We start from the raw sequence: 24,912 nt of genomic DNA, 5'->3' as shown, positions 1-24,912 counted from the left end.
AAATATTTGGGCTCACTAATAAGTTACGAAAAATTAACAGAAATGTTCGTCATTCGTCATTTGTCCTTTGTCATTTGTCATTCGTCCTACTCGCTCCCTTGAGAAGCAAACTACGTCATTGGTTATTTGCTCCCCCATCTTCCCCCGCTTCCAGACGTGCCATGGCACGTCTCTACATCCACCCCCGGTTCCTCCAGCCCCTCTCGACCCAAAATGCTTCTCAAAAAGTAAAAGATTGGCTGCTTATGTGTAGCCAATCTTGTCCAACATGTATTACAATTTCTCTTTCGACTGAATCTTAATTCACGGGTTCATCTACATTCACGGGTTCAAAACAGCTCCAGATAGCCTCTGGAGCTTTTTCTGTCGTGCTATCATAACAGATTTTTTTCAAAAATGGGGATTTTGCCTTTCGTGTCATAATTTTTGCACAGAGCGTCAGCGTGCATCAATATGGGCAAACTCTTAGCAAGACGTTACCAATTCATTAAAGTCCTGGATACCGATGAATTGGGTCGCACTTATTTAGTGGTAGATATTCACTCTCCCCAGCATCCTAAATGCGTGGTCAAGCAAATTCGACTCCCGCCGAACTCCTCTCCAACTCGATCATCGATTCTCAGCCGTCTGGAAAAAACCTCAGAATTGCTGAAAAAGCTGGGTCAACATGACCAAATTCCCCGATTGATCAGCTCGTTTGCCCAAATAAATCAGTTTTATCTCGTTCAAGAGTTTATTCGCGGTCATCCTTTAACTGACGAACTCATACCCGGTGATCCGCTGACCGAAAATCAGGTGATTAGCCTGTTAAACGAACTCCTCAACCTCTTAGTGTTTGTCCATAAACAGGGTGCAGTTTTGGGAAACCTCAAACCTTCTACAATTATCCGCCGCCAAGGAGATGACAAATTAGTGCTAACAACCTGGGGAATTATCCACCAATTGAGTCTCCAAATCGCCCAGTCATTCCACAAATTAGCCCCCAATCCCCCCAATCCGACTTTTGTTGATCACTCCTCCAAACCATTCCCAGAACCCCTCCACGTTAATCGTGACTTGTCCGCCTTGGGGATTATCGCCATTCAAGCGATGACTGGATTATCCGTCAGCGATTTAGCAGAACTCAAACAAGCAAACCAGGGTCAACCTGAAACCAGCGCTTGGCAAGCTTACACCCAAGTTAGCCCAGAGTTAGCCGCGATTCTGGAGAAAATGGTGCATGATGATCACCAGAACCGTTATCACCAAGCTAGAACAGTGCTGGCGGATCTTAGTCGTATCCCGGAGAGGAACACTGTTACTCAATTTTCTTTACCCTCGTTACCGGATATCAATCCGGCGATCGCGACAGTTACCTATCCCAGTCGTCAGTTTAAACCCTGGGTTATCCTCACGGCGATCGGATTAGTAGGAATCATGGCGTTAGTTCTGGCTTATACCCTGCGCCTTCCGCAACGCCTAATGGCGCAATACTTTCTCCACCAAGGAAAAACTGTAGAGACGCGCCATGGCGCGTCTCTACAAGAACAACAACAACAGCCTGAGGCGGCGATTGACTACTATTCTCAAGCGATTACCTATCAGCCGCAAAATGCGACAGCTTACTATTATCGGGGAAAGATTTACGCGAATCAGGGAAAAACTCAGTCCGCCTTGGCTGATTTGACTCAGGCGATTCAACTCAATCCCCAAAATGCGGACGCCTATTACCAACGAGGAAATCTGCGCTTGGAGTTAGGCGATCGCCAAGGGGCTAAGGCTGATTATACCCAAGTCTTGCAACGTGACCCGAATTTTACCCCAGCCTGGGTGAATCGAGGTCAAGTCCAAGCCGACTTAGGACACGAACAAGCTGCCATTGATGATTATACCCAAGCCATTCAACTTGATCACAATCTGGTCACGGCTTACCTGAAACGCTGTCGTTCTCGTTCTAATTTAGGTAATCAAAAGGGTGCGATTGACGACTGTACCACCGCGATTAATTTACGACCTAATCAAGCCCTAGCTTATCAAAACCGTGGTTTAGCCCGTCAGCGTCGAGGAGATAGTCGCGGGGCGATAACGGATTATACAGTAGCGATTCAATTGAATCCAGAGGCGGCAGACGCTTACTATAACCGAGGAGTAGCCCGTCAGGAAATAGAAGATACTCTAGGTGCGATCGCGGATTACACCCAAGCGATTGAACGAAATCCTGATTATGCTTTAGCTTACTACGAACGAGGGTTAGCCCAAGCCCAACTGGGAAATCGATTAGCCGCGATCAACGATTTACAGCAGGCGGCTCAACTTTGCCGTAATCTAGGTAAGCTGGATTGTTATGAAGCGGCGCAGTCTCAACTGTCTAGAGTGACTCCCTCGCCAAACTAAGTGTGAGCCTTTTAAAAGTTTTTATGATTTTGGATAGAAACTATAATCAATGGTTGTCGGGGCTCCTCGCTGCATATCCTAGGCGGCGTGAGAATTAAGGTATCTCGAAAAAGCCCTCATCTACAGACCGCAAGAAGAGTAGTACAATTATAGATTGTGTCCTTATTCAAAGTTGTTTATGCCGAAACTGAAAAGCCGTAGAGCAGCCGCGAAACGTTTTCGACCCACCGGAAACGGTAAAATTAGACGACGCAAGGCGTTTAAGAGCCACTTGCTGGAGCGCAAAAACTCCGGACGGAAGCGGCGTCTGTCGAAACTGAGCTTAGTCAATGAACGGGATGCCGATAATGTGCGCCTGATGCTTCCCTATTTTTAGACTGCTTTAGACGAATATACTGTTTATGGTCACAAATTGAGCTTTTGTCATACTGAATCGAACAGAGTGCAGCGAAACATCTGGTGAGATTCTTCACTCCGCTATTGCTTCGTTCAGAATGACAGACTCTAACCGTGGCAGGTATAACCATCTAGCTTGTATCAATTAGGAAGAGTTAATGACAAGAGTAAAACGCGGTAACGTCGCCCGTAAACGACGCAAGAAAGTTCTCAAGCTGGCGAAAGGATATCGGGGTTCTCACTCCAAACTCTTCCGTACAGCAAATCAACAGGTGATGAAAGCACTGCGGAACGCTTATCGCGATCGCCGCAAGCGCAAGCGGGATTTTCGCCGCCTCTGGATTACTCGGATTAATGCAGCGGCTCGTCAGAATGGCATAAGCTACAGTCAGCTTATGGGTCAGATGAAAAAGGCGAATATTCAGATCAATCGCAAGATGTTGGCACAATTAGCTGTGTTAGATCCCGCCAGCTTTCAAAAGGTTGTAGAACTTGCTAGCCAGGGCGCGAAGTAAGTTCGTTAGAGTTTGTCGGTTGAGATCCCAGAGGGAGCAATGTAGAGACGTGCCATGGCACGTCTGGGAGCAGGGGGATCAGAGGGCGGGTTTTGAAGCAACGTTATCATCAATAATAGTGAAACGAAAGTCCCTAAACCCGCCCCTACAAACCAGGTTATATCGAGTGTTGCGAAGGTTTCCCTAATCTCCAATCACCAATCCCTAATCCCAGATAGATGATCGCCCAAAGGTTTTTTAATGTCGGTGTGGTACTTGGATTGATGGGGGTGGCTGTTTTACAACCTCCATCCGCTTATCCGGCTGAATTGGCAGAAATTGAGCAACGGGGTCAATTAATTGTTGCGGTAAAAGATAATTTGCGTCCCTTGGGCTTTCGCGATGCGACGGGAAGCCTACAAGGACTAGAAATTGATATCGCCCGACGACTGGCTAAAGAATTGCTAGGGAGTCCAGAGGCTGTTGTTTTGCAGCCAGTGGCAAATCGCGATCGCTTGAGTGTGGTAGTTGAAGATCAGGTTGATATTGCGATCGCTAGAGTAACGGTAACGGATTCCCGCGCCCGCTTGGTCGATTTCAGTATCCCCTATTATTTGGATGGTGCAGGAATTATCACGAACGATGTCTCAATTAATCTGTTGAGTGATTTAGACAACCAAACCATCGCGGTGATCAAGGGTTCGAGTACAATCCCAGTGATCAAGTATGCTTTACCCAATGCCCAATTAGTCGGCGTTGACTCCTACCAAGAAGCGTTATTTCTCCTTGAGGCGGGAGAAGCCAACGCCTTTGCTGCTGATCAGACGGTTTTGACTGGATGGGTACAGCAATACCCAGACTATCGATTGCTCCCCTATCGCTTATCTGGTGCAGCTTTGGCGATAGTAATGCCTAAAGGATTGCAATATACCGAACTGCGACAACAAGTCAATCAGGCGATCGAACGTTGGCACGCCGAAGGGTGGTTAGCTGAACGCGCTGCCGCTTGGGGTTTACCATGATAAAAGATTGAAACCCGTCCCGTATAAGTTGCACAGGATTATGGATGAAACCCTGCCACAAATTTATCTAATCATATTGTTAGTCCTGCTTGGCGTTGCAGCTTTGGCAGTAATTCGCCAAGTGTTCAAAACCCGTAAAATCGAAAGCACCCTCTCCAAGCTGGAGCAAAAGCTGCAAAAAGAGCGAGGATCAGTCCAAGACTACTACGAGTTGGGTAGTATCTATCTGGACAAGAAACTCTTTGCTCAAGCCGTTATTCTATTCCAAAAGGGACTTAAAGCTCCGGATGCTGAGGAAACCAATCTAGCTCCGGTTCATAATGCTCTCGGTTTTGCCTACTTTGCCCAAGATCAGTACGATATTGCCATTCGCCAGTATAAGGAAGCCTTAAAACTAGAGCCAGATTATGTGACAGCTCTCAATAACTTGGGTCACGTTTACGAGCGCAAGCAGCTAACCGCTCAAGCGTTAGAGGCGTATGAAACAGCGATTAAGCATGAACCGAAGAATGATACGGCGAAGCGGCGAGCTGAATCCCTCCGCAAGCGGCTAGTGCCATCCAGCTAAATTTTCTGCGGCTTGAACTACATAGATCCTGTAGAGACGTTGCCTGCAACGTCTCTACAGGTTGACAGGCTATCGCTGATCAATGTAGTGCAGAAGAACTACACAGTTTATTACCTCACTCAGCTAGTTTTAGAACAACATTTACATAATTATTAATTATTGTTAACATAAAGTAACAAAGGTAATCAATTAAGGGCAGGATTAGTTCGCTATGGGATTTCTAAGTAATTTATTTGGGTTAAAGAGCAAGTACGTCGATGAGGAGACAGACGAAGCGGAACAAGCCGCAGAAGCCCAAAAACGGCGATCCTACTTCTTAGAGCCAGACGACGCCAAGACGTTCGGTGATATTAACTATATGCGATCGCCCACATCTGTAAAGAAGCGGTTTGCTAAGAAAAAAGACAACCTAGGGGAGGGCTTACAGCAGGAGGTCGAAACCTCGGCTTTTGGGCAAGTCATCCGTTCCAATAAGCAAATCAGCGCCACTCCTGAACCGTTGCCAACTCCTCAAAACCAGCAAGTAAGTGAGTCACAGCCAAACAGTTTTGAGCGCCGCCGCGCTGACTCTAGGGATTCCAGCATGGATATGTTCCGCAAAATGGCTCGTGACATGAAAAAGCAGTGAAGGCACTACCTGTAGGGGGACGGCATTGCCGTACCCCTACTATATGTGGAGTTTGTGCGTAAGTCCTGTTAGGTTTGCAGTTCGTTGAATTTGGCGCGAATGGTTTCCACTCGTTTGCGGTTGACGCCTAAATCGGATTGTCCTAAACGCGATGCTGAACGAACATGGATAACATTCGCTTCTTCATCTAGGAAAAATTCTACGTCATCGACGAACCCCATCAGTTTAGTCGTAAATTCGGCGTAGAGATAATTCTCTGATTCCGTGATAATTTTGGTTCTTTCCATGTTCTCAATCACGGTTTTCAGGTCAGCTATTGCCTTAGCTGGTGCTGATTTGTAGGTTAACGGATCAATTTTATGTTGGGCATCTTGAGCTTGACTATTGACACAGTTTGGCGTTTCGGGACAGGTAGTTAACTTCCCTGACTCAACACCAAGATTCGTGGGTCGTTTTCCAGCAAACATATCTCCTCCTGAAACAGTTAAGGTTACGCCTATAGAGGCAGAAACAATTAAAATTAAAGCAATTAAGACGATCAAAATAGCTTTAAGTGGTGATCGCTTTTGCGCTTCTAATGTCATAGTATTTGTCCTTTGTCATTCGTCATTTGTCCTTTGCCTTAATTAATCATTCAGACAGGGTGGGTTTGAGGGATAGCAAAAGGCAGAGGGTAGAAGACTCTAAAGCAGACGGTTTATTACTGAGCCAAAGGAAGAGTCACAGTTTTACCCATCAAACCTCAAGGCTTGACCGCGTACCTCTGTGTGCAGTTTTCCCCGTTCATAAGCCACTTGACCCCCCACAATAGTCATCACTGACCATCCAGTCAAATTCCAGCTTTCAAAGGGACTCCAACCACATTTAGTTAAGAGTTCCTCTCGCCGCACCGGATGGTAATTTTCTAAGTCTACTAAGACCAAATCGGCATCATAACCGGGAGCGATCGCGCCTTTGTTGGGAATGCGATAGGCTTTAGCTACAGCCGTAGACATCCAGTTGGAGACTTGGGCAAGGGTACAGCGTCCTTGTATGGCTTGGGTGAGCATTAAGGCTAAGGATGTCTCCACTCCTGGCATTCCTGAGGGACTATTGGGATAGGTTTGGGCTTTTTCTTCTAGGGTATGGGGTGCGTGATCCGTGGCAATAAAGTCAATGACGCCATCTAATAGCGCTTGCCAAAGAGTGGCATTATCCTGGGGCGATCGCAAGGGAGGGTTCATTTGCGCCAATGTGCCGATTTTCTCGTAGGCGCTGGTATTGAGGAGCAAGTGTTGGGGGGTGACTTCAGCCGTTACCCAACTGGGTTTATCTCGACGGAGTAACTCGGCTTCCTCCCCGGTAGACAGATGCAGAATATGCAGCCGTCGCTGATATTTTTTCGAGAGTTTCAGCGCCAGTTGAGTCGCATTTAGGGCGGCTTGATTATCCTGAATCTGGGAGTGAATCGCCGGGTCATTAATTCCAGCAAATTTTTCCCGCCGTTCCCGGATTCGCTGTTGATCTTCAGCATGAACCGCAATTAGTCGGCTTCCCTCGGCAAAAATTGGGTCGAGGGCTTCCTCGCTATCCACTAATAGCCCCCCACGCATCGAACCCATAAATATCTTAATCCCACAGGTCGGCTGTGCCTCACGCAGATCAGGCAAATTTGCGGGTGTGGCGCCAATAAAAAAGCCGTAGTTAACTAAGCACTTCTCGGATGCCCGTTTCAGCTTATCGTCTAAGGCGGCTTGAGTTGTGGTTAGGGGGCGAGTGTTGGGCATTTCCAGAAATGAAGTAACGCCTCCCTTGGCACAAGCACAACTGGCAGTAAATAAGTCTTCCTTATGTTCTAAGCCCGGTTCGCGAAAATGAACTTGTGGATCGATGACTCCCGGCAACAATGTTAACCCCGTTGCGTCGATTTCCCTATCTGCCGAAGCTGAGATGTCTGGGGCAATCTGGACAATTTCTTGACCACGAGTGAGGACATCTCCCAGCAAAATGTCCCCTGTGGGCATGAGAATACGAGCATGGCGGATGAGTAAGCTTGAGTCAGAGGACATAAGAAAATGCTAAAATTCCCAATAGCTTCAGTATTCCTACTTTAGAGCGAATTTTGTCCAGTTACTAGAGGAACCCCGTCGGTTATAACCGCTTCGGTTACATTGGAAGAGATGAGCCGACTAATCGGCTGATTTTCCTCCGCTTATTTTCCTCCATCGTCCAACTCGTGATTGCTTAAGGTGATTCAACGGCTATGACTCGTGCCCAAAATCGAGACCCTGAAAAACAATCGGTACAAAAGCCAGAAAATCCCTGGGTAGAGGGATTCAAGACCATTGGCTTGAGTGTTTTTCTCGCGATCGGGATTCGCAGCTTTGTGGCAGAAGCGCGATATATCCCTTCAGGTTCTATGGAACCCACCCTCCAGATTAACGATCGCTTGATTATTGATAAGATTAGCTATAACTTCCGTCAACCCCAGCGCGGAGATATTGTGGTCTTTTCTCCCACAGAGGCGCTCAAACAGCAAAATTTCAAAGACGCCTTTATCAAGCGAGTGATTGGTCTTCCTGGCGAAACCGTGGAGGTGAAGGGAGGACGAGTCTATGTCAATGATCAAGCCTTGCGGGAACAATATATCGAAGAGAAACCCGAATACAGCTATGGACCGGTGACGGTGCCTGAGGACAATTATTTGGTGTTGGGAGATAATCGCAATAATAGCTACGATTCTCACTATTGGGGTTTTGTCCCGCGTGACAAGATTATTGGACGAGCGATCGTCCGCTTTTGGCCCCTCAATCGGGTAGGTGAAGTCGATGTGATCGAATCTGTGGCTCCAGACGCCTCTCCTTCAACCCAGATTCAACAGCCAGTAAACTAAAACGTTTTCGGTGAAGCTTGCAGGAGAGCCGAGGAGCAGGGGAGAAATTTCTCCCCTTTTCTGTATGACCTGATACGCATGTCACTTTTGTAGTGGCGTGGCACACCTAATTGGGTAGATTAGCTTGGGTTCGTAGTAGGGAACCTTAGCCCTAATTTCTTATGTTTTCTGGGCGTAATGGTCGGGTAAAGTTTGAGGGTCGCCCCTCTCCCCTCCCCTGAGAACCGTACATGAGACTTCGCACTCATATTATATTTTTTTAACGCAGAGGTACGCAAAGGATGGTGCAGAGGTACGCAGAGAAATTTGCTGTATTTGGGTGAAAATTTTATACTGAAATTTCTCTGATGCTGATGTACTACAATTAGCTTAACGCCTTATCCAGTAATAGTGTGAACGATGATCGGTTAAAATCCTACTGGATACAATCTTCTGCTGTGATGGCTGAACCTCTTATCTGATAACACTTTTGTCACTAAGCTGAGAGTATATTACTGATATTGAATTATGGAAAGAATTGAAATTAAAGATTTTGTGGGAATTAAAGATATTACGCTAGATGTCAAACCCATTAATATTTTGATTGGTCCCCAAGCCAGCGGGAAGAGTGTCGTCGCCAAGTTACTCTTCTACTTCAAGAGCTTTATATCTGAAATCCTTAACGCAGCAGAACGATCAAAATATAAAAAAGAGCTTGATCAAGATTTCAAAAGCCGATTTTATGAATATTTCCCGTCATCATCCTGGGGAAACGCAAATTTTAGAATTTGTTATTATGTCGGTGAAGATTTTATTGAGATTTACCGAAAACGAAAAAACAAGAACAGCTCACCGGAAGTGGTACTTAACTATTCAGAATTCTTTAAAGATGAATTTGTTTATTTGAGAACTATCATTCAGAAACAAAATGAGAAAGCCGCTGAACAAGATATGCCAGTTAGTGTTCTCTCTCGTTTCAATATTATCTATGATATACAGCGATCATTTTTGCGTGATGTAGCCAAAAAAGTTCCTCAAGTTGTCACGTTCACACAATTATATATTCCAGCAGGTCGATCATTTTTTGCGAATCTAAAAAGTAGTATATTCACTTTTTTATCTGAGAACAAAGCTGTCGATCCATTTCTGGTTGAGTTCGGGAATTACTATGAAAGAGTAAAAAATCCGATTAGACTAGAAAGGTTGGGAAGAAGGAGCGATAATAAACAGTTAAATAAGGAAATAGCTATACTCAATACAAAAATTCTTTGCGGCAAGTATTTTCAAGAAGATGGGGAAGACTATCTGGAGATGGATGGAGGCAGAAAGATTAGTGTTTCAAATTCTTCTTCGGGACAGCAAGAAGTCTTGCCATTAGCTCTTATTCTTAGATCAATTGCATTGTCTAAACCCACCAAAATAGGGGGTCAATCAATATATATTGAGGAGCCAGAGGCACATATTTTTCCAGCCGCTCAGAGAGATATGGTGGAGCTAATTTCTACAGTCTATAACTCTGGGAAAGATAACTTACAGTTTTTCATTACAACTCATAGTCCTTATATATTAACGGCTTTCAATAATCTTATTCAAGCCGGATTCTTGGCGGCTAATGCTACTGAAGAAAAGAAAAAAGAAATAGCTCGTTATGTTCCGACATCCAGATTCCTTGATCCTAATGATCTGGCTGTCTATTCTTTAGCGGATGGTTATTGCCATTCCATTCTTGATCTTGAAACCGGATTAATAGATACGAATATTATTGATGACGTATCAAATGAACTAGCCATTCAGTTTGATCAACTCCTCGATATCAATCCATGAAAAATTTTGCCGGATGTGAAACAATCAAGAGTGATACCAATATTGTTGTGACTGATCCTGGAAGTCGAAATAAACGAAGTAAATTTCGACTGCATAATCCCAATCGGGCTACGATAAAAGTTGTTCAGGTAGATGATTGTGTGATTAAAGAAGGTATCAGATGCGACTATTTGCTCATATTGCCCAATGAAGAAGAGGTTTATATTGAGTTAAAAGGTTCTAATGTTCAGCATGCAGTGGAGCAAATTGAACGAGGGATTGAGTTGTTGTCCTGTAATTGTAAATCTCTCATTAAACTCTGCTTTATTTCAAGCACAAGATGTCCAATTAACTCAACGGAAATACAGAATCTAAAGAAAAAGTTTAAACAAAAATATAATGCTAAACTCTTTATAAAGAATGGAGAAATTTCCTATACTTATGAGGGGAATTCATAGCCGGGAAAAGGGCGCACGTCTATGCGCCCCTACGTCGCCTCAATCACCGGGTAGTGAATCCGAATCTGACGGCAATCCCGTTGCTGTGGTTAACACCGATGGGAACTATAAATACGTGGGTCGCTTGGTGGTTGACTTTGACGAGAACGGTGTGATTATTCCTGATAGCATCGACATAGGAATACCTTAATTAAATCGGCAGATAATACGGTGTTAGCTATTCTCAATCAGGTGAATGCTGATAGTTTAACCCAGACTTATTTTACCGTGATCTAATCACCTTACTCATACTACTACCAAGTCCAAGCAAGATCCCCGACTTCTTGAAGAAGTCGGGGATCTGGGATAATGAGTTTGGTTGGGGAACAAGCGTCAACTCAACCTACAACCGATCCTCCGCCTTATTGGTAAGGCAATCGCGGGGGGAGATGTTAGCTGTTGGCGTTATTTCTGCCTTCTTGCACTAGGGACTCCTATACAGAATCATCCCACCAACTCTAGGATCATTAGGATCGACGGCTTGCCCACATATCAACCCTATAGACCACCGATATTCTCTATTAGAATCTATTGCTGGAGCATCGGTTGGCAACTCTAAACGATACGTACCCGGAGTTGTCGGTAGTGGCAGTTGTGTCTGATAAAAATAGTCTTCATCAGCATCTTTTAAGCTAAAAAATACTTGTTTAGCTCCGGTTTTGGGAAGATATACAGCAAAACTGGGACGTTTAACATCCGTTTCGCTATGGGTGGGCATTAACGAGGATAAGCTTTCATTGTCCATCAGTTCATCCCCCGGACAGGTTCCCCGAGATGCGCCACCAGTTGTATCGTATGGAGTGCCTTCTTTGGGCGGCTCAAATGTTACCCACAACTGGGTATTAATTGAGTCAGATTGTGCCATTAAATCCGGAACGACTAACACTTCCAAGGATAGAGCAATGCCGAATAGGGATAAAGATTTAACTACGTTCATGATTTCAATCCTCCTCGGATTTATGTTTGGTTGGAATTGAGCAACCTCTGACCCCAAAATAATACGTTTTTGAACCCTGCTTTTTCTGATTAAGAATTACAGCCAGTTTCCCACTAAAACAAAAGGTGCCCAGTAATAGGGATGCTGATAGGCTTCTTGCTTTAATAATGATAACTGAGCTTGCCGCAGGGCTTCCGCTCGGTTGCCATCACCTTGGCGCAAATGGCGATAAAATTTAATCATGGTATCGGCAGTGGATTGGTCATTCACTGACCAAAGCGTAGCAATTGTACTGCGAGCGCCAGAACGCACCGCTAATCCAGCTAATCCTAAAGCGGCTCGTTTGTCTCCAGTCGCCGTTTGACAAGCACTGAGAACTAATAGTTCAATCGGTTCAGAATTGCTTTGTTCTCTCGTTTTAAGCAATTGAGATAAAGTATTGGCATTGAGGCGTTTATCCCAGGTAAGAATAAAGGTGTCTTTGGGTTGCGAACTAAACTGACCATGGGTGGCAAGATGGAGAATGTTAACAGAATGGTTTTTGAGTTCCTTTTCTATTTTGGCATGAGTAAAGGTTTCATTCAATAGAATCTCTGAAGGTAAATCATCACTAATTTCTTTAACTTCTTGCTTAACCGCCGGTAAGGGAAGAAACCCTTGACGGGCTTCCGTTAATCCTGCTGTTAAAGAAAATAGGGGAACTTGTTTGAGCGATCGCGGTTCGAGTAACTGCAATCCTGGTGTTAACGCTACACTGTATTTTTCAATCAAATACTGGTTGCCATCATAGAGGGCTGTCATGGGTATATTACGCAAAACGCCATCCAGAACAAAGACTAAGGTTTTAATCTGATTACTGGTTAATTGATTGTCAATCGGGCGAATTAGCCAATCATAAACCGTTTGGGATAGCTTGAGCCGTTCTTTATTCGATAACGCCGGATTCATGGTTTGGCGTAAACGGCTGATTGTGGCTTCAATGTCTGGGGAAGATACATTGGTGTGGTAAGTCTGTAGAGGGTGTCCGGGTAAGGAAAGAATTACCGCTAAACGGTTGGGTAAAATAATTGGGTAAATCACCGCCGCTTTCGTATCACCTTTTTCGATGACGGTATCAATTTGTTCGGCTTGCGTCTCTAAACAGGCGGTGCGGAAAAAGTTTTCTAGTTCGGCTAATTGTAGGGATTCAATCACAGTCCGGGCTTGTTGCAGATGTTCGGGTGAGGGAGAGTCTAATAAAAGACTAACGAGGTGACGATAAATGGGTTCGATTTCCTCTTGAAAGGAAAATCTCACATCTGCATTCATGGCAACCAGATCCCCCCGTAAGGATTGTACTGTATCAAATGCCTGTTTATTTGCCGCGATCGCGCTTTTTTTATCGCCCACCTTTGTCAGGATTTGTGCCAGTTGCCAGTCCCATTGATAGGATAAGTCAGCCGCGTTGATACTCTGAGACAAAAATAGGGCTTGTTCGGTTAAATCTTGAGCTTGAGACCATTGTTGGGTTTTGTCGTATACTTTTCCGAGGATGCCTAAACTCAGCGATTCTGCCCGTTTATCATTTAAGCGTTTTGCCGCTTTCAGGGTATCGGCTAACTGTTGGGCGATAGTTTTATAATTGATTTCTTGAGGGTGCAAGTCGGCAGTTTCGACGAGTTCGATTAAACGTTCAGCATAGTTAACCTGGGCATAAATCGCCTCTCGACTCGGAGACAACTGGGACAAATTACGTTGAATTTGGGGAACTAATTCTTGGGCGTCGGTAAACTGTTCTAAATGAATTATTAGCTTAAGTTGGTTGAGTTTTGCTTGGACTTGAGATAGAGGAGTCGTGGCGATTTCGGCGGCTTGTTGATAGTAGGCTAATGCGGCTGGCATTTCTGCCAAATTGCGGCTAATATTACCTAAACTTAGCAAAGCTGCACTGATATCGGGGGCAGAATTAAGGCGTTGTGCTACAGCTAAACTTTCTTGTAAAATAGTCTGGGCGGCTGGCAAATCACCGATAGCTTCCCAGACCCTACCCAGACTACGTAATCCAGTGGCTTTCATGATAGAATCCGGTTGGGTGGTTAGCTGTGGCTGTACCGATTCGAGAAGTTGCCGCGATCGCTGAACCATTCCCAAACTTTGCCATGCTTGAGCCTGATTAATTTTGCTCCCCAATACCCCCATCTGATCATCGGCTTGGGCGTAAACCGTTTCCGCCTGTTTCCAGGTGTCTAGCGCCGCCTGCGGTTGTCCCATTGCTAGTTGCAGACTCCCTTTGGTATTTAAAATGGGGGCTAGAATCGCGGGATTGGCTTGGGGTTGGAGTAAGTCAAGACTTTGGTTAATCGTCACTTCTGCTTGTTGCCATTGTCCCCCGTCTTGATAGGCTAAGGATAAGTAATGTAACGCTAACGCCTGATTCATGCGATCGCCAACTTTTTCATAATCCTTTACCGCCTCTTGCCAAGTCTTTATTGTATCAGCTAAATGTCCAGATTCCTCATTGATTTTACCTTGACTGACAAGGTTAGAAGTATCTATACTCTCCTCTCCTAGATTGTCTATCTGTCTCCCCTCTCCTTGTAGGAGAGGGGTAGGGGGAGAGGTCAAAAAACGGTTAGAAGAATACTGTGCCGCGACAGGACGAACCGTCACCACCACGAAGCAAGTGACTAGGACTAATCCCCAGAAAAATAGTTGCTTTTTACTGCTTCTTCTTAACCGTTTCATAACCCCTCATTTACTCTAAGTCGTCAGCATCCGGGTCAATCCCCATTTCCCGTAATCGTGCAGCTAATTTTGCCACTTTTTGTTCGGCTTTTTTCGCTCGTTGTCGTTCGGTTTCCGCTCGTTGCTGTTCCAATTCAGCCCGTTCTTCACCAATTAGTAAAAGATTGCCCTCACTATCCCACCAGCGCAGCCAGAGTTGGGTTTGATTTTGATACGTTCCCTGCCAAAGTCCGAGTTCGACTTCTAACGGTGGAATAGAATAATGACCCCGTTCATTAGGTTCTATCCGTTGATAGGAAAAATCTTGCAGATGATACACTTCTAATTTGCCATTTTTAATTTCGTAAATGGCATAGTAAGGAATGCGAATAATATGTCCATAAACCCAGAATTTACCCGGTTTCGTAGTTTTACCCTCAGCCGAAACTGATAAAGGTGTAGCATCCCGTTCCTCTTCTCCATTTCCACTAGGAAACTCAATCGCAATCGTTGGTGCCATGAATTCTCGCCATAAAACATAAGAACGGCGAATTTCTCCATTCAGCAGCGGCGGAACATTAGCAACATAGAACCAATCCGGTGCTTCAGCCCCTTTTTCTGGGGGGTCAGTTTCACGCCAGTAGATACCACAATCTTGTCCAATAGCATATTGACCATCAGGATGAAGTTGTCGTAAAACTGAGCCAATAGAATCGGTTAAAATAATGCTTTGAGGATGCGCCTGAAAATTTTTCACAAACGTACCATCTGATTCAGGAAGTTGAGTATGATCAGGAAATGCTGGGGGTAAATCAGTACGAGTTACTATTGTCATTTGTCATTCGTCCTTTGTCCGATCATTTCCAGTTATTTCCCCCATTCTATAAAATTATCTCCCCATCCTTCAATCACCTCTGCTACCTGAAGCGAAAACCTCTGCGTTCCTCTGCGTTAAAAAATATAATTGCAATCTCACCCATTAAATTTAATCTAAGTCATTTCTCCCCCCACAAGAAGACGATCCTTCCCCAAAATCCACCCTGTTACCTCCACTCGATTTAGCCGTCAGAATCACCGTACCATTTTCATCCACAATCCAACCTTCAGCTTCAATTATCTGCTTTTTAGGTGTCTCAGATGGCAGGTTTACAGCAGGTTTATTATCCAAAAACCCTGCCACATTTCGCCGATCTTGCCAAACCGAATTTCCTTGCAAATAGTCACGGGGATTATCGGGAATACCGCCGCGTCCGATAGCAGTAAAGCGATTCCCGGTATCAGCCGGACAACCCGCGATAATTTGATTCGACGGATCAGTAAAATTAAACGGTAATTCAGTTAAGCCGCGAGAGGGATCAACATTGGGAGTATTAATCGTAATTCTGCCATCAATGCCTAACTGAGAACTCGCTGTAATATCACTATTTGGGGTAAGTTTATCACTCACCTGTAAGCCAAAAAAGCCTTGTGTTGTTATGTCAATATCCCCCCCATCTCCCTCAAAAGCATTAGCCACAATATCACTATTTTCATCCAGAATCGCTATGATAAACTTAGCATCAATATTGATATCGCCACCATCTCCACCCGCCCCAGTTTGTCCGGCTGTAGTACTGATTAAACTATTATTTCGCATCAGTAATAAATCCGTTCCAGTGAGGATAATATTCCCCCCATTTCCGGATAGCGTCCCTGTACCAATTACAGCGCCATCCCGAAGTTTCACTTGCTCGGCATTAATGTACAAATCACCAGCCTTGGTATCACCAGAGGCTAAACTAAACGTGCCTATTCCTCCCTTCCCCCGTAATTCTATCTGAGTCACATCCAGGCTTAAGTTTCCGGCAGTTCCTGTACTTTTCGGGGCAGCCGAAGTAACAATTCCAGCACCATCTCGCACCACCAAATGATCGCTATTAATTGTAATATTTCCAGCATCTCCACTACCTTGAGTTCCAGAGGTTAAACCTGTGACCAAATTAGTCAACTCTAAAAGGCTATTTAGGTCAGTTGGAGCAACAGCCGCACCGGGTTGATTGCCAATAATTTTTATCGATTCAGCGTTGATGATTAAATCCCCAGCATCACCACTGCTATAAGGTTGGGCGGCGGTAGAAATTCCTGTTCCTATTCCTGACTGAATTTTGGTATTTTGAATCAGTAATTGGCGAGTATTTAGGGTTAAATCTCCAGCATCACCCAACCCATACGTAAGAGAACCTAAGCTACCGTCATCCAGCAGGTTGACTGAAGCCGCATTAATTCTCACATTGCCCGCCTGTCCACCATTTGCAAAGGTAGCTGTCGCAATATTCGATTCATCTTCCAAGATAATCGATTCTGCACTAACCTGAATATTACCTCCTGATCCGGAAACACTCCCAGATGGGGTGTTGGGTTGAAAAAATTGATCGAGTTCTCCAATATCACCAGTCGGTGAGCCAATAATTTCGATAATATTAGTGATATTATTGATATCATTTATACTAGCTGCAATTGTATTAATATCCGAGTTATCGTCAGCACGAATTGAATCAGCGCTAACCTCAATATTACCTCCTTGTCCAGAACCAACCGTAACGCTGAAAATTTTCGACCCACCACTCAACACCAGAGACGGGGCTGAGAGTTCAATATCACCGCCTTTTCCTAAACTGCTGACGCTAGCAATGATTGAATTATCGATGGTTAGGGTTGCGCCACTTGTTAGGGAAATACGACCCCCAATTAGTCCATTAGCATAAATATCACTCACAGCAATATCACCAACGGATTGGAGTAAGATATCACCGGCTTTTCCAACTAAGGAACTGGTATTTATTGAACCAACAGTAATATCCCCAGATAAGGAGGGATTGGGCTGATACTGATTAGTTAAAAATACAGTTCCTCCTGAGTTCAGAATATCGCCAATGGTAATATTAGCACTGGTGGGACTTTCCAGGGGATTGGGGAACGGCGGGACAATAATTCCATCCGATGGAATTCCATTGATAACTGGAATCCCAAAAGCGGTAGTTCCAGCCCGGATATCCAGGGTGGGTTGATTTTTCCCATTAATTAATATTGATGTACCATCAGATAGAGTAACATTTTCAACAATGCCATTTTCGGCATCGACGTTATTGATCAAAACACCACCCGGAATCGTTACACTTCCGCCCGCAAAAATATGCAGTGAAGCGCCTTGATAAGCCCCCATTAAAACATCCCCACGGCTGCGAATCACCGGATCATGGGGACTCCTCAGAGTTCCCAGATTCCCATCAAGCTGTTCGATGCGAAACTCGCCTCCACTCCAGAAATGGGCATCCCCTTGCACAGGATTAACTGAACGGAATACCATATCCCCATTGGCGAAAACACCACTATCCGGATGATTCAGGGCAAAAATATCAATTGTGCGATCGCCTTGTACCTGCATATTTCCGCCAGCCTTAGCGATGAACGGATTTACCAGACTGTCTCGAATATTTATAGTATGATTAGCGTGCAGAGTAAGATTATCCCCAGCGATAAGCTGACCTTGTAAATTAAGAGTATTAGCCGCTAGAGTAAGATTCCCTCCCACCGATAAATTTCCCGCATTGGTAATCGTTGCCGATTCACTCGTCAAATAATTAAAAAAGAATACCCCTGGCTGAATCGATAAGAGTGTACTTTCTTCAGGTTCTGTTGCCCGAAATAATCCCTGTTCACCCAGGCGAATCCCATCCGCCGTACTCGCCATAAATGAACCTGTTACATCTAACCTAACGTCTTTACCAAAAATAATTCCATTAGGATTAATTAAGTATAAACTTGCCGCCCCTTCCACACCGAGAGTGCCAAAAATATTGGATAGATTCGTTCCCGTGACACGAGTGAGAATATGGTCAACCTCCCCAGGATTAGTAAAGTAAACCTGCTGTCCGGGATCAACATTGAACTCCTGGAAACTGTGGAACAGATTACTCCCTCGTCTTGCCCCCCCTTGAATCAAATCCCGCGCCTCTTGGGGAACAACGATTGAATTTTCTGCACCTAACGTATCATCAGGAATCAGTTGGGCATTAATCTTTGCCGCATAAAAAATATGACTGGATACAAGTCCAAAACAGCAGAACCATTTTAATGCTTTTTGACTGTTTAGCTTGAGCGGTAGAGAGTTAAGATTAACTGGATTCATCAGTTGAACTGGATTTGAGACAAAAAATCCGGTAAAATTCATTGACAAGAGGTTAAACCCAATGATTCGGTTCTTTTTCTCTATACAGTCCCGTTGTAACCATACCCGTACTCTTTTGGAGGAAGATTAAAATTTTTATAAAATTAAAAACGGCATGTTACCTGTGTGCCAATCTAGCCTATTACATCTCTACTTATGGCAGCGTTGCAGATAAATTTTAGCGGTTTTATCCTCAGGCACAAACTCTAGACACCGTTGAAATAATTTAGCCGCCTTACTAAACTCTCGTTGCGAATAAAGGCATAATGCTTGTTCAAACATTGTCTTTGTTTTCAGCTTCCGCTGACGCACAGGAGGCGGATCAGCATCAAACACATCAAACACCGACACGGTTTGGGATTTACCTTTAACCTTGACCCGACCAATGATACGAAACGAATAGTTAGAAGGGTCACGCAAATGGTCAAAGGTGTAATGTGAAATCAGCAGCGATACCCCATACTCTTTAGTCAAATGTTCCAAGCGAGAGGCTAAATTCACAGCATCACTCAGCACCGTACTATTAATATGGGTTTTACCGCCCACTGTCCCCAACATCATCAAGCCAGTATTAATCCCAATTCCGATTTCGATAGGACATTCTCCGGCTTTTTGTCGCTCTTGATTATAGCATTTTAAGTGTTGCAACATATCAATTGCTGCGTTGACCGCATCATCGGCACTGCCACTAAATAACGCCATAATTGCATCACCAATGTATTTATCAATGAAGCCTTGATTCTGGATAATGGCAGGTTCCATATAGGAAAGATAACGATTGATAAAGTTAAAGGTTTCTTGCGGCTTCATCGCCTCTGATAAACTCGTAAAGTTGCGAATATCCGCAAAGAGAACTGACATATTTTGCTGAGATTGATCGCCTAATTTAACATCACAAATACTGTCCTTTTTGAGTAACTGCAAGAATTGTCGGGGGACAAACTGGGAGAACGATTGATTCAACTGGAAAAGTTCTCTAGTAAACGCTTCACGCTCGACTTGCGCTTGCTTCCGTTCGCTAATATCTTCAATAAATCCCTGATAGTAAAGAACATTTCCTTGATCATCACAAACCGATCGCGCATGTTCACAAATCCAAATAATGCTACCGTTCCGGCGATAAACTTGCGACTCAAAGCCGACAACTTCTCCTTGTTGTTCCATTAGTTGAATAAAGTAATCTCGCCGCTTCGGGTCAACATAAAGCTGAGTTTTTATATTAGTAATACTGGTAATTAGTTCCTCTGGAGACTTATACCCATAAATCTTTGCCAATGCGGGATTTGCACTGCGATAGCGTCCATCAAGAGTGGTCTGAAAAATACCTTCTAGGGCATTTTCAAAGATACGGCGATATTTCTGTTGCGCTTCCTGCTGTAACCGCCGACTCTGATAATCGGCAGTGATAACGGCTGAACCCGTCAAGGCGAGTAGTGAAGGAATTACAGGTAACCACCACCCGGCTAGAAATAAGAGATACGTGCCAATTAAACTACAACCACTTGCTAATACAATATAAATGCCTAGGGCAAGTAATTGAAGTAAGGTTTTGGGATTCAACCATTTATTCTTTAGCCAAACTAAACTTCCGGCTGCACCCAGAAACGACCAACACAAAACCAGTACCCCTTCGACTGGATTGGCTAAGACTTTAATCAAGGGGCGTCCATCAATGGCACTACTGATAATTTGACTGGTTAAATTCGCGTGAATAACAACAGCAGCGGCGCGACGGGGAGGGGCAAATATTGTGCTATCATAAGGGGTAAAAAATAAATCGTTTGTACTTTGGGCTTTAGACCCAATTAAGATTATGCGATCGCGGATTTTTTCCGGCGGAAGGCGATCGGCTAAAAAATCCCTTAAGGAAACGGTATCAAAGCTGTCTGAAACACCGCGATAATTTAAGAGAATTTGATACCCTCCCGCATCTACATCCACGTACCCCCCATCATGAGTCTGGAAAGGCGTAAAGATAGTTTTCCCCAAGCGATAACGCTGCTGATTAGCATTAATCTCCTCTAAGGTAATCCCCTCAGCCTTTAAATACTGTAACGCTAAACGGGCGGCTAAACTTAATTGCAACTCATCATTTTCCTGTTTAATCGACAATAACCCTCGGCGAATCTTGCCATCCGCATCCACCATCAGATCCGCCAAAGCAACTCGGTTTAAAGCGTCCAGAGTGGGTGGAGAAGCCACGCGATCGCCCACTCGTTTTTCTACCCCAATTAAATTTGGCGTAGACTGCATCACCTCCACCCATTGCTGATGTCCCGGTTCTACAGGTAAATCTCGATACAGATTTAAACCAATCACTCGTGGTTCAGCCGCTTTCAGCGTAGTAATTAAATCAGCCAAAACCCCATCCGGAATGGGCCACCGCCCCACCTGATTAATATCCGTTTCATCAATCGTGACTAAGAGAATACGAGAATCTGGGGATTCCTGAGGGCGCAGCCGAAAATATTGATCCAGAGTAGCCCATTCCAATAGCTGAAATAAACCCGCCGCATTCAGGGCAAGGATAATCAACGTCACACTCGGTGCGATTAATAATACTCCTTGCCACTGCTTAATCCAGGTTTTCAGCTTTGAACCCATCAGATATCTCCCGTCTGATATCTCCCGTCTGAATTCCTTCATCTCCAACTGCTAACTCCAACATAGCGATTGGAGGTAACATGTTACCATTACTATCAAGCTCTTTGGTGAAAATTCCGGTAAACTAAATAACTTAATCTAAACTGAGAGACCATTGATTGCAAAACCATTAATTCTCTGTAGGGTGGTTTAGGCGGTCATTTAATCGATGAAACGAACTGCTGTATTCCCTAGTGCGTAACCCCGAAAAAATAATGTTGATTTGTTATATAAATTAATGTAATATTATTCTTTAATAATTTTAAATTACGCTAGCACTAGCGGTAAAAAATGATAGAGGACAAGGATTGGCTTAACACACCTTAATATCTTAGAATAGAAAATAGAACCCTTGAAAATAGTGATAAAATGTTCAACTTGATCAACTCCCTCCTCGGACGTCATCCCGAACGCATCAACGCTAACGTGGAAATTTACACCTGGCAAACTTGCCCCTTTTGTATTCGTGCCAAGATATTACTGTGGTGGAAAGGCGTTAACTTCACAGAGTATAAAATCGACGGCGATGGAAGTGCCAGAATGAAAATGGCAGAACGAGCAAACGGACGGCGAACCGTTCCCCAGATTTTTATTAACAACCAGCATATCGGTGGCTGTGATGATCTCTACAGTTTAGATAGTCAGGGAAAGTTAGATCCTTTATTATATCAGCCGGCTCAAGCGTGAAACCGTGTAGAGACATAGCTTAATACGTCTCTATTTTGAATGTGTAGGGGCGGGTTTCACTAAGCTGTTCGGCATTTAAACCTTAATATCAATAACGGCGAAAGCCTTGTAGTGCGAGCATCTTGCTCGCTACTAATACCCAATTTAAATGCATGACAGCTTACTATCATTTCTGACATCACCCATAAGTAACTAAACCCGCCCTGACTGCCTGCAAGCAGGGGATATTTTAACGGGTCAGCTGTTTCTCCCCCTGCTGCACTAATGAGATCCTTCATTCCGCTGTCGCTTCATTCAGAATGACAAATGACAAATGACAAATGACAATCAACAATCCGACAAATTAAGACAAAGCTGTACATAGTCAACCCCGGCATCAACATCAGCCTTATTTTTTGCCTCTTTTGAACAAGCATCAAGTCGTTGATGAGACTTCTCTAACACCTCACAACTATGCGCCAACCACTGCTGAAATACCTCAAACCGCCCATCCGAGGGATGAACCACCTGATAGACACGCACGCGATTTAAACGTTTACTTTCACGACCAATACATTGAAGTCCATAGCCAACTTTATCTAACAAACGCCGGACAATCCGAATCGGTGTCGCATTTCGCGCCAATCCCATCCCCAACGTGGTTTTAATCGACGCCCGATTCGATAATGCCAATCGCGCCATCGCCTGCAAATCCTCATCTGTCCCTCTTAACTCACGCCCCCGATCCGTTAACAAAACGGGAACCCCCAAAAGTTCCATTGTCCCTACCGCCGCCCCCAATTGAGAACGATTAAAATCGGGCAAGAAAATACTTCCACCGCCTAACTCAATCAATTTACGTGCCATCGCCGCATCCCGTTGCGCTAAATGATCTCGCCCTAAGGTGAGAAAATAATGCAGCAATAGCTTTTGATACCAACCCTCATCATCCTTAGCCACCAGTTGGGCAGTCACTGGAATTCGATAACGCTGCTTTAACTCATATTTGCGAATCGCCCGTCGTTGGGCAAGGGTTTTCACTAATCGTTTTTGCCCAGTATGATATTGATGATCACTCAGATTTTTAGCCCGCGCGATCGCTAAACATTCTGCTTGATAATTTTGGTCTTTCACCGCCGCGATCGCAGCCGTCAGCGAATCGGGTTCAATCTTTCCCGGTGTCTGGGAAACAGAGGACACACTACCCCCTTCTCCCATCTCCTCTTCCGAAGCCTCAACCACCTGATGCCCTTCCCCACGCAGCGCCGCCAGTACCGATTCCCGATACTGAAACATCGACGCATTATGCCTCACCGCCATTCTTGCCCAACACAATAGCGATTCCGCCTGAAAACCCGTCTCAATATCATCCAGGGCATCAAAATCAGATTGTTGTAATAATCGAATATTAAGCTGAGTCAAACGTCGTCCCGATGTCAGCAACGCCGGAATCGACGTAGAACCATTGCCCACCCGATTAAACCCACAAGACGCCACCCACAGGAACCGAGGCAGATTTTCCCGCACTCGCCCCAACGCCTGACGCACCGAGTTCTCACTTTGCACCCCAATCGCAATTCCCCAAACCGAGGTGAAATGTCCCTGCAACTCAATACTGACACCCGTTTCAATCACCGGACTTGCCAGAACAATATCATACTGACTCAACACCCCATCCAAATCACGCATACAGCCATACGCCGGATGAGTCGGTTCAGTCAGAGATTCCGAATCAATGCGGAGAATCTTCGCCTCAGGAAATCGAGAACGTAGATAGGCTTCCAACGTACAGGTTCCCCACTGACTCCCCCGTTTCTGGGCGGAAAGGCAGACAAAGGGTTTCCCTCCGGCTGCAATGTGTCGTTCCAAATCCTGAATCAAGCGTTCTGGCTTACGTTCTGGATAATAGTTTACCCGCCAGGATTCAGCCTCGCTGGGTTTCCAGGTGTTGTGAATAATATAAGGATGTTGGGGAACCCCCGATAAAGAAATCAAGTAATCGATAGAAACATCACTCAAATCCGCATCCGCCACATAAACTTGTCCCTCATCTCCCAAAACATTCTGAATCAATGTCTTCAGAGATTTCAGAATCGCTACTCGGTTACTACTGCAAGTATCCGAATCCAACCCATGCCAAAGAACCTGTTCCACTTCATCAATAATTACCACGCCATCTGACCAGTTCACCGCCTCAAAGCCAGCCTGAGACGTAGGATGGAGAGAGTCAACGCAGAGACCATAGCCTAACCTAGCACCCGTTTCTGTATCCTCTATCTGAGTGACATAGTTCAAGCCAAAGCGCTGACATAACGCCTCCACGAGTCGCACCCGATGACCAATCACCAAAACCCATTTCTGCTGCTTAATTGCCTCTTGAACAATTGTTTCTAACCACTGAGTTTTCCCTGTCCCTTTGGGGGATTTAATTCCAATCAACTTGGCATCCTCAGGAATCGATAATTCCCCTAAATAGCGACGATTTATCTGTATCGTGGGCGGATACGTCAGCCCGGTTAAGGATTGGGCTTTCCAGGTATCTAGGGGGACAGCCGTTTGATAGGCTTCGTCAAATGCTGTTTGAGTATGGTTGGCAATTAAATCATCCACCCCTTTTCCTTGGTCTGGATGCCAACTGATTATCTTGACAGAACATCCCTTTTGGGTTAATAAATATCCCAACTGACGAATAGCGGCATTAACAGCTTTGATGGTACTGGGTTTAGTGTCTTGGTCGAAGGCAATATAAATCGTTCTCCCCGGCGTTGCTAATTTGAGTAACTGGGGGATTAGGCGAGACTTGCCGATACGATTTCCTTGTTCATCTCTAGGGACACGATAGCCACCAAATACACCAGGGAGGGCAATTGCCCCATAGCCGGCGGTGAGTAAAGCCCCCGCTTTCTTCGCGCCCTCAGTAATACACAACGGAATTTCGGGATGGGCGATAAGCCACTGCCAAAATTCGCCGGAGACATTTTGAGTTTGTAGGGGCGGGTTTAGGGACTTGCCTGGGGCGATTGATGACAACGTTTGTCCAAAACCCGCCCTGACCGAATGTTCACCCTTGGCGACTATCAAGGGCATGGTTTGTAGGGGCGGGTTTAGGGACTTGCCTGGGGCG

19 protein-coding genes are annotated in these 24,912 nt (G+C 44.8%); 11 read left to right on the top strand and 8 right to left on the bottom strand.

Going from position 1 to position 24,912, the window contains the following annotated elements; all coding sequences use genetic code 11:
- Positions 1-453: 453 nt before the first annotated feature.
- The 6 genes from RH949_RS02760 to RH949_RS02735 all read left to right on the top strand — a co-directional run bounded on the left by RH949_RS02760 (position 454) and on the right by RH949_RS02735 (position 5,481).
- On the top strand, positions 454-2,373 hold the full coding sequence (locus RH949_RS02760) for a tetratricopeptide repeat protein (RefSeq protein WP_446351843.1): 1,920 nt from the start codon (positions 454-456) through the stop codon (positions 2,371-2,373).
- A gap of 178 nt (positions 2,374-2,551) precedes the next feature.
- On the top strand, positions 2,552-2,749 hold the full coding sequence (rpmI, locus tag RH949_RS02755; RefSeq protein ID WP_006100150.1) for a 50S ribosomal protein L35: 198 nt from the start codon (positions 2,552-2,554) through the stop codon (positions 2,747-2,749).
- A 178-nt stretch (positions 2,750-2,927) separates the two neighbouring features.
- Positions 2,928-3,284: a 50S ribosomal protein L20 gene (gene rplT, locus RH949_RS02750; RefSeq protein WP_006100089.1), complete on the top strand. Its 357-nt coding sequence runs from the start codon at positions 2,928-2,930 to the stop codon at positions 3,282-3,284.
- 263 nt (positions 3,285-3,547) lie between these two features.
- Complete coding sequence (locus RH949_RS02745) at positions 3,548-4,285, top strand: transporter substrate-binding domain-containing protein (protein ID WP_446351882.1); 738 nt, start codon at positions 3,548-3,550, stop codon at positions 4,283-4,285.
- Positions 4,286-4,325: 40 nt separating this feature from the next.
- Positions 4,326-4,853: a tetratricopeptide repeat protein gene (locus RH949_RS02740; RefSeq protein ID WP_006100325.1), complete on the top strand. Its 528-nt coding sequence runs from the start codon at positions 4,326-4,328 to the stop codon at positions 4,851-4,853.
- Positions 4,854-5,064: 211 nt separating this feature from the next.
- On the top strand, positions 5,065-5,481 hold the full coding sequence (locus RH949_RS02735) for a hypothetical protein (RefSeq protein ID WP_446351842.1): 417 nt from the start codon (positions 5,065-5,067) through the stop codon (positions 5,479-5,481).
- Between the two features lie 68 nt (positions 5,482-5,549).
- On the opposite strand, the gene RH949_RS02730 is transcribed toward RH949_RS02735, so the two are convergent.
- Together RH949_RS02730 and RH949_RS02725 are read right to left on the bottom strand one after the other, a co-directional pair.
- Positions 5,550-6,065, bottom strand: coding sequence for a DUF1499 domain-containing protein (locus RH949_RS02730; RefSeq protein WP_446351841.1), 516 nt, complete (start codon positions 6,063-6,065; stop codon positions 5,550-5,552).
- 144 nt (positions 6,066-6,209) lie between these two features.
- On the bottom strand, positions 6,210-7,529 hold the full coding sequence (locus RH949_RS02725) for a dihydroorotase (RefSeq protein WP_446351840.1): 1,320 nt from the start codon (positions 7,527-7,529) through the stop codon (positions 6,210-6,212).
- A 194-nt stretch (positions 7,530-7,723) separates the two neighbouring features.
- On the opposite strand from RH949_RS02725, the gene lepB reads away from it, so the two are divergent.
- The 4 genes from lepB to RH949_RS02705 all read left to right on the top strand — a co-directional run bounded on the left by lepB (position 7,724) and on the right by RH949_RS02705 (position 10,783).
- Positions 7,724-8,353: a signal peptidase I gene (lepB, locus tag RH949_RS02720; protein ID WP_446351839.1), complete on the top strand. Its 630-nt coding sequence runs from the start codon at positions 7,724-7,726 to the stop codon at positions 8,351-8,353.
- A gap of 507 nt (positions 8,354-8,860) precedes the next feature.
- The gene (locus RH949_RS02715; protein WP_006100057.1) at positions 8,861-10,156 is read left to right on the top strand and encodes an AAA family ATPase; all 1,296 of its coding nucleotides are present in this window, start codon (positions 8,861-8,863) and stop codon (positions 10,154-10,156) included.
- Complete coding sequence (locus RH949_RS02710) at positions 10,153-10,593, top strand: hypothetical protein (protein WP_044206229.1); 441 nt, start codon at positions 10,153-10,155, stop codon at positions 10,591-10,593. The genes RH949_RS02715 and RH949_RS02710 overlap by 4 nt, the downstream gene beginning before the upstream one ends.
- Positions 10,577-10,783: a hypothetical protein gene (locus RH949_RS02705; RefSeq protein ID WP_446351883.1), complete on the top strand. Its 207-nt coding sequence runs from the start codon at positions 10,577-10,579 to the stop codon at positions 10,781-10,783. The genes RH949_RS02710 and RH949_RS02705 overlap by 17 nt, the downstream gene beginning before the upstream one ends.
- A 273-nt stretch (positions 10,784-11,056) precedes the next feature.
- Here the strand turns inward: RH949_RS02705 and RH949_RS02700 are convergent, their stop codons facing one another.
- From RH949_RS02700 to RH949_RS02680, 5 genes are all read right to left on the bottom strand, one after another.
- Complete coding sequence (locus tag RH949_RS02700; protein WP_006100209.1) at positions 11,057-11,569, bottom strand: DUF928 domain-containing protein; 513 nt, start codon at positions 11,567-11,569, stop codon at positions 11,057-11,059.
- 96 nt (positions 11,570-11,665) lie between these two features.
- Complete coding sequence (locus tag RH949_RS02695) at positions 11,666-14,293, bottom strand: CHAT domain-containing protein (RefSeq protein ID WP_446351838.1); 2,628 nt, start codon at positions 14,291-14,293, stop codon at positions 11,666-11,668.
- A gap of 10 nt (positions 14,294-14,303) precedes the next feature.
- Positions 14,304-15,107 (bottom strand): Uma2 family endonuclease, encoded by an 804-nt coding sequence (locus RH949_RS02690; protein WP_446351837.1) that lies wholly within the window; start codon positions 15,105-15,107, stop codon positions 14,304-14,306.
- Between the two features lie 150 nt (positions 15,108-15,257).
- A complete protein-coding gene (locus RH949_RS02685) occupies positions 15,258-18,482 on the bottom strand; it encodes a two-partner secretion domain-containing protein (protein WP_446351836.1) in 3,225 nt (1,074 codons plus the stop codon).
- Positions 18,483-18,629: 147 nt separating this feature from the next.
- Positions 18,630-21,083, bottom strand: a complete 2,454-nt coding sequence (locus tag RH949_RS02680) for a CHASE2 domain-containing protein (protein ID WP_446351835.1) — start codon at positions 21,081-21,083, stop codon at positions 18,630-18,632.
- 408 nt (positions 21,084-21,491) lie between these two features.
- Between RH949_RS02680 and grxC the strand changes: the two genes are divergently transcribed.
- Positions 21,492-21,809 carry a glutaredoxin 3 gene (gene grxC / locus RH949_RS02675; protein ID WP_446351834.1) on the top strand — a complete coding sequence of 106 codons (318 nt, stop codon included), beginning with the start codon at positions 21,492-21,494 and terminating at the stop codon, positions 21,807-21,809.
- A gap of 327 nt (positions 21,810-22,136) precedes the next feature.
- Here grxC and RH949_RS02670 read toward each other — a convergent pair.
- The coding region (locus tag RH949_RS02670) for a plasmid replication protein, CyRepA1 family (protein WP_446351833.1) at positions 22,137-24,912 on the bottom strand (2,776 nt) is incomplete at its 5' end.

Source organism: Coleofasciculus sp. A1-SPW-01 (genome assembly GCF_040217205.1).
Classification (GTDB): domain Bacteria; phylum Cyanobacteriota; class Cyanobacteriia; order Cyanobacteriales; family Coleofasciculaceae; genus Coleofasciculus; species Coleofasciculus chthonoplastes_A.
The sequence above is the reverse complement of the archived record's forward strand: the minus strand, read 5'-3'. Positions and strand labels throughout refer to the sequence as shown.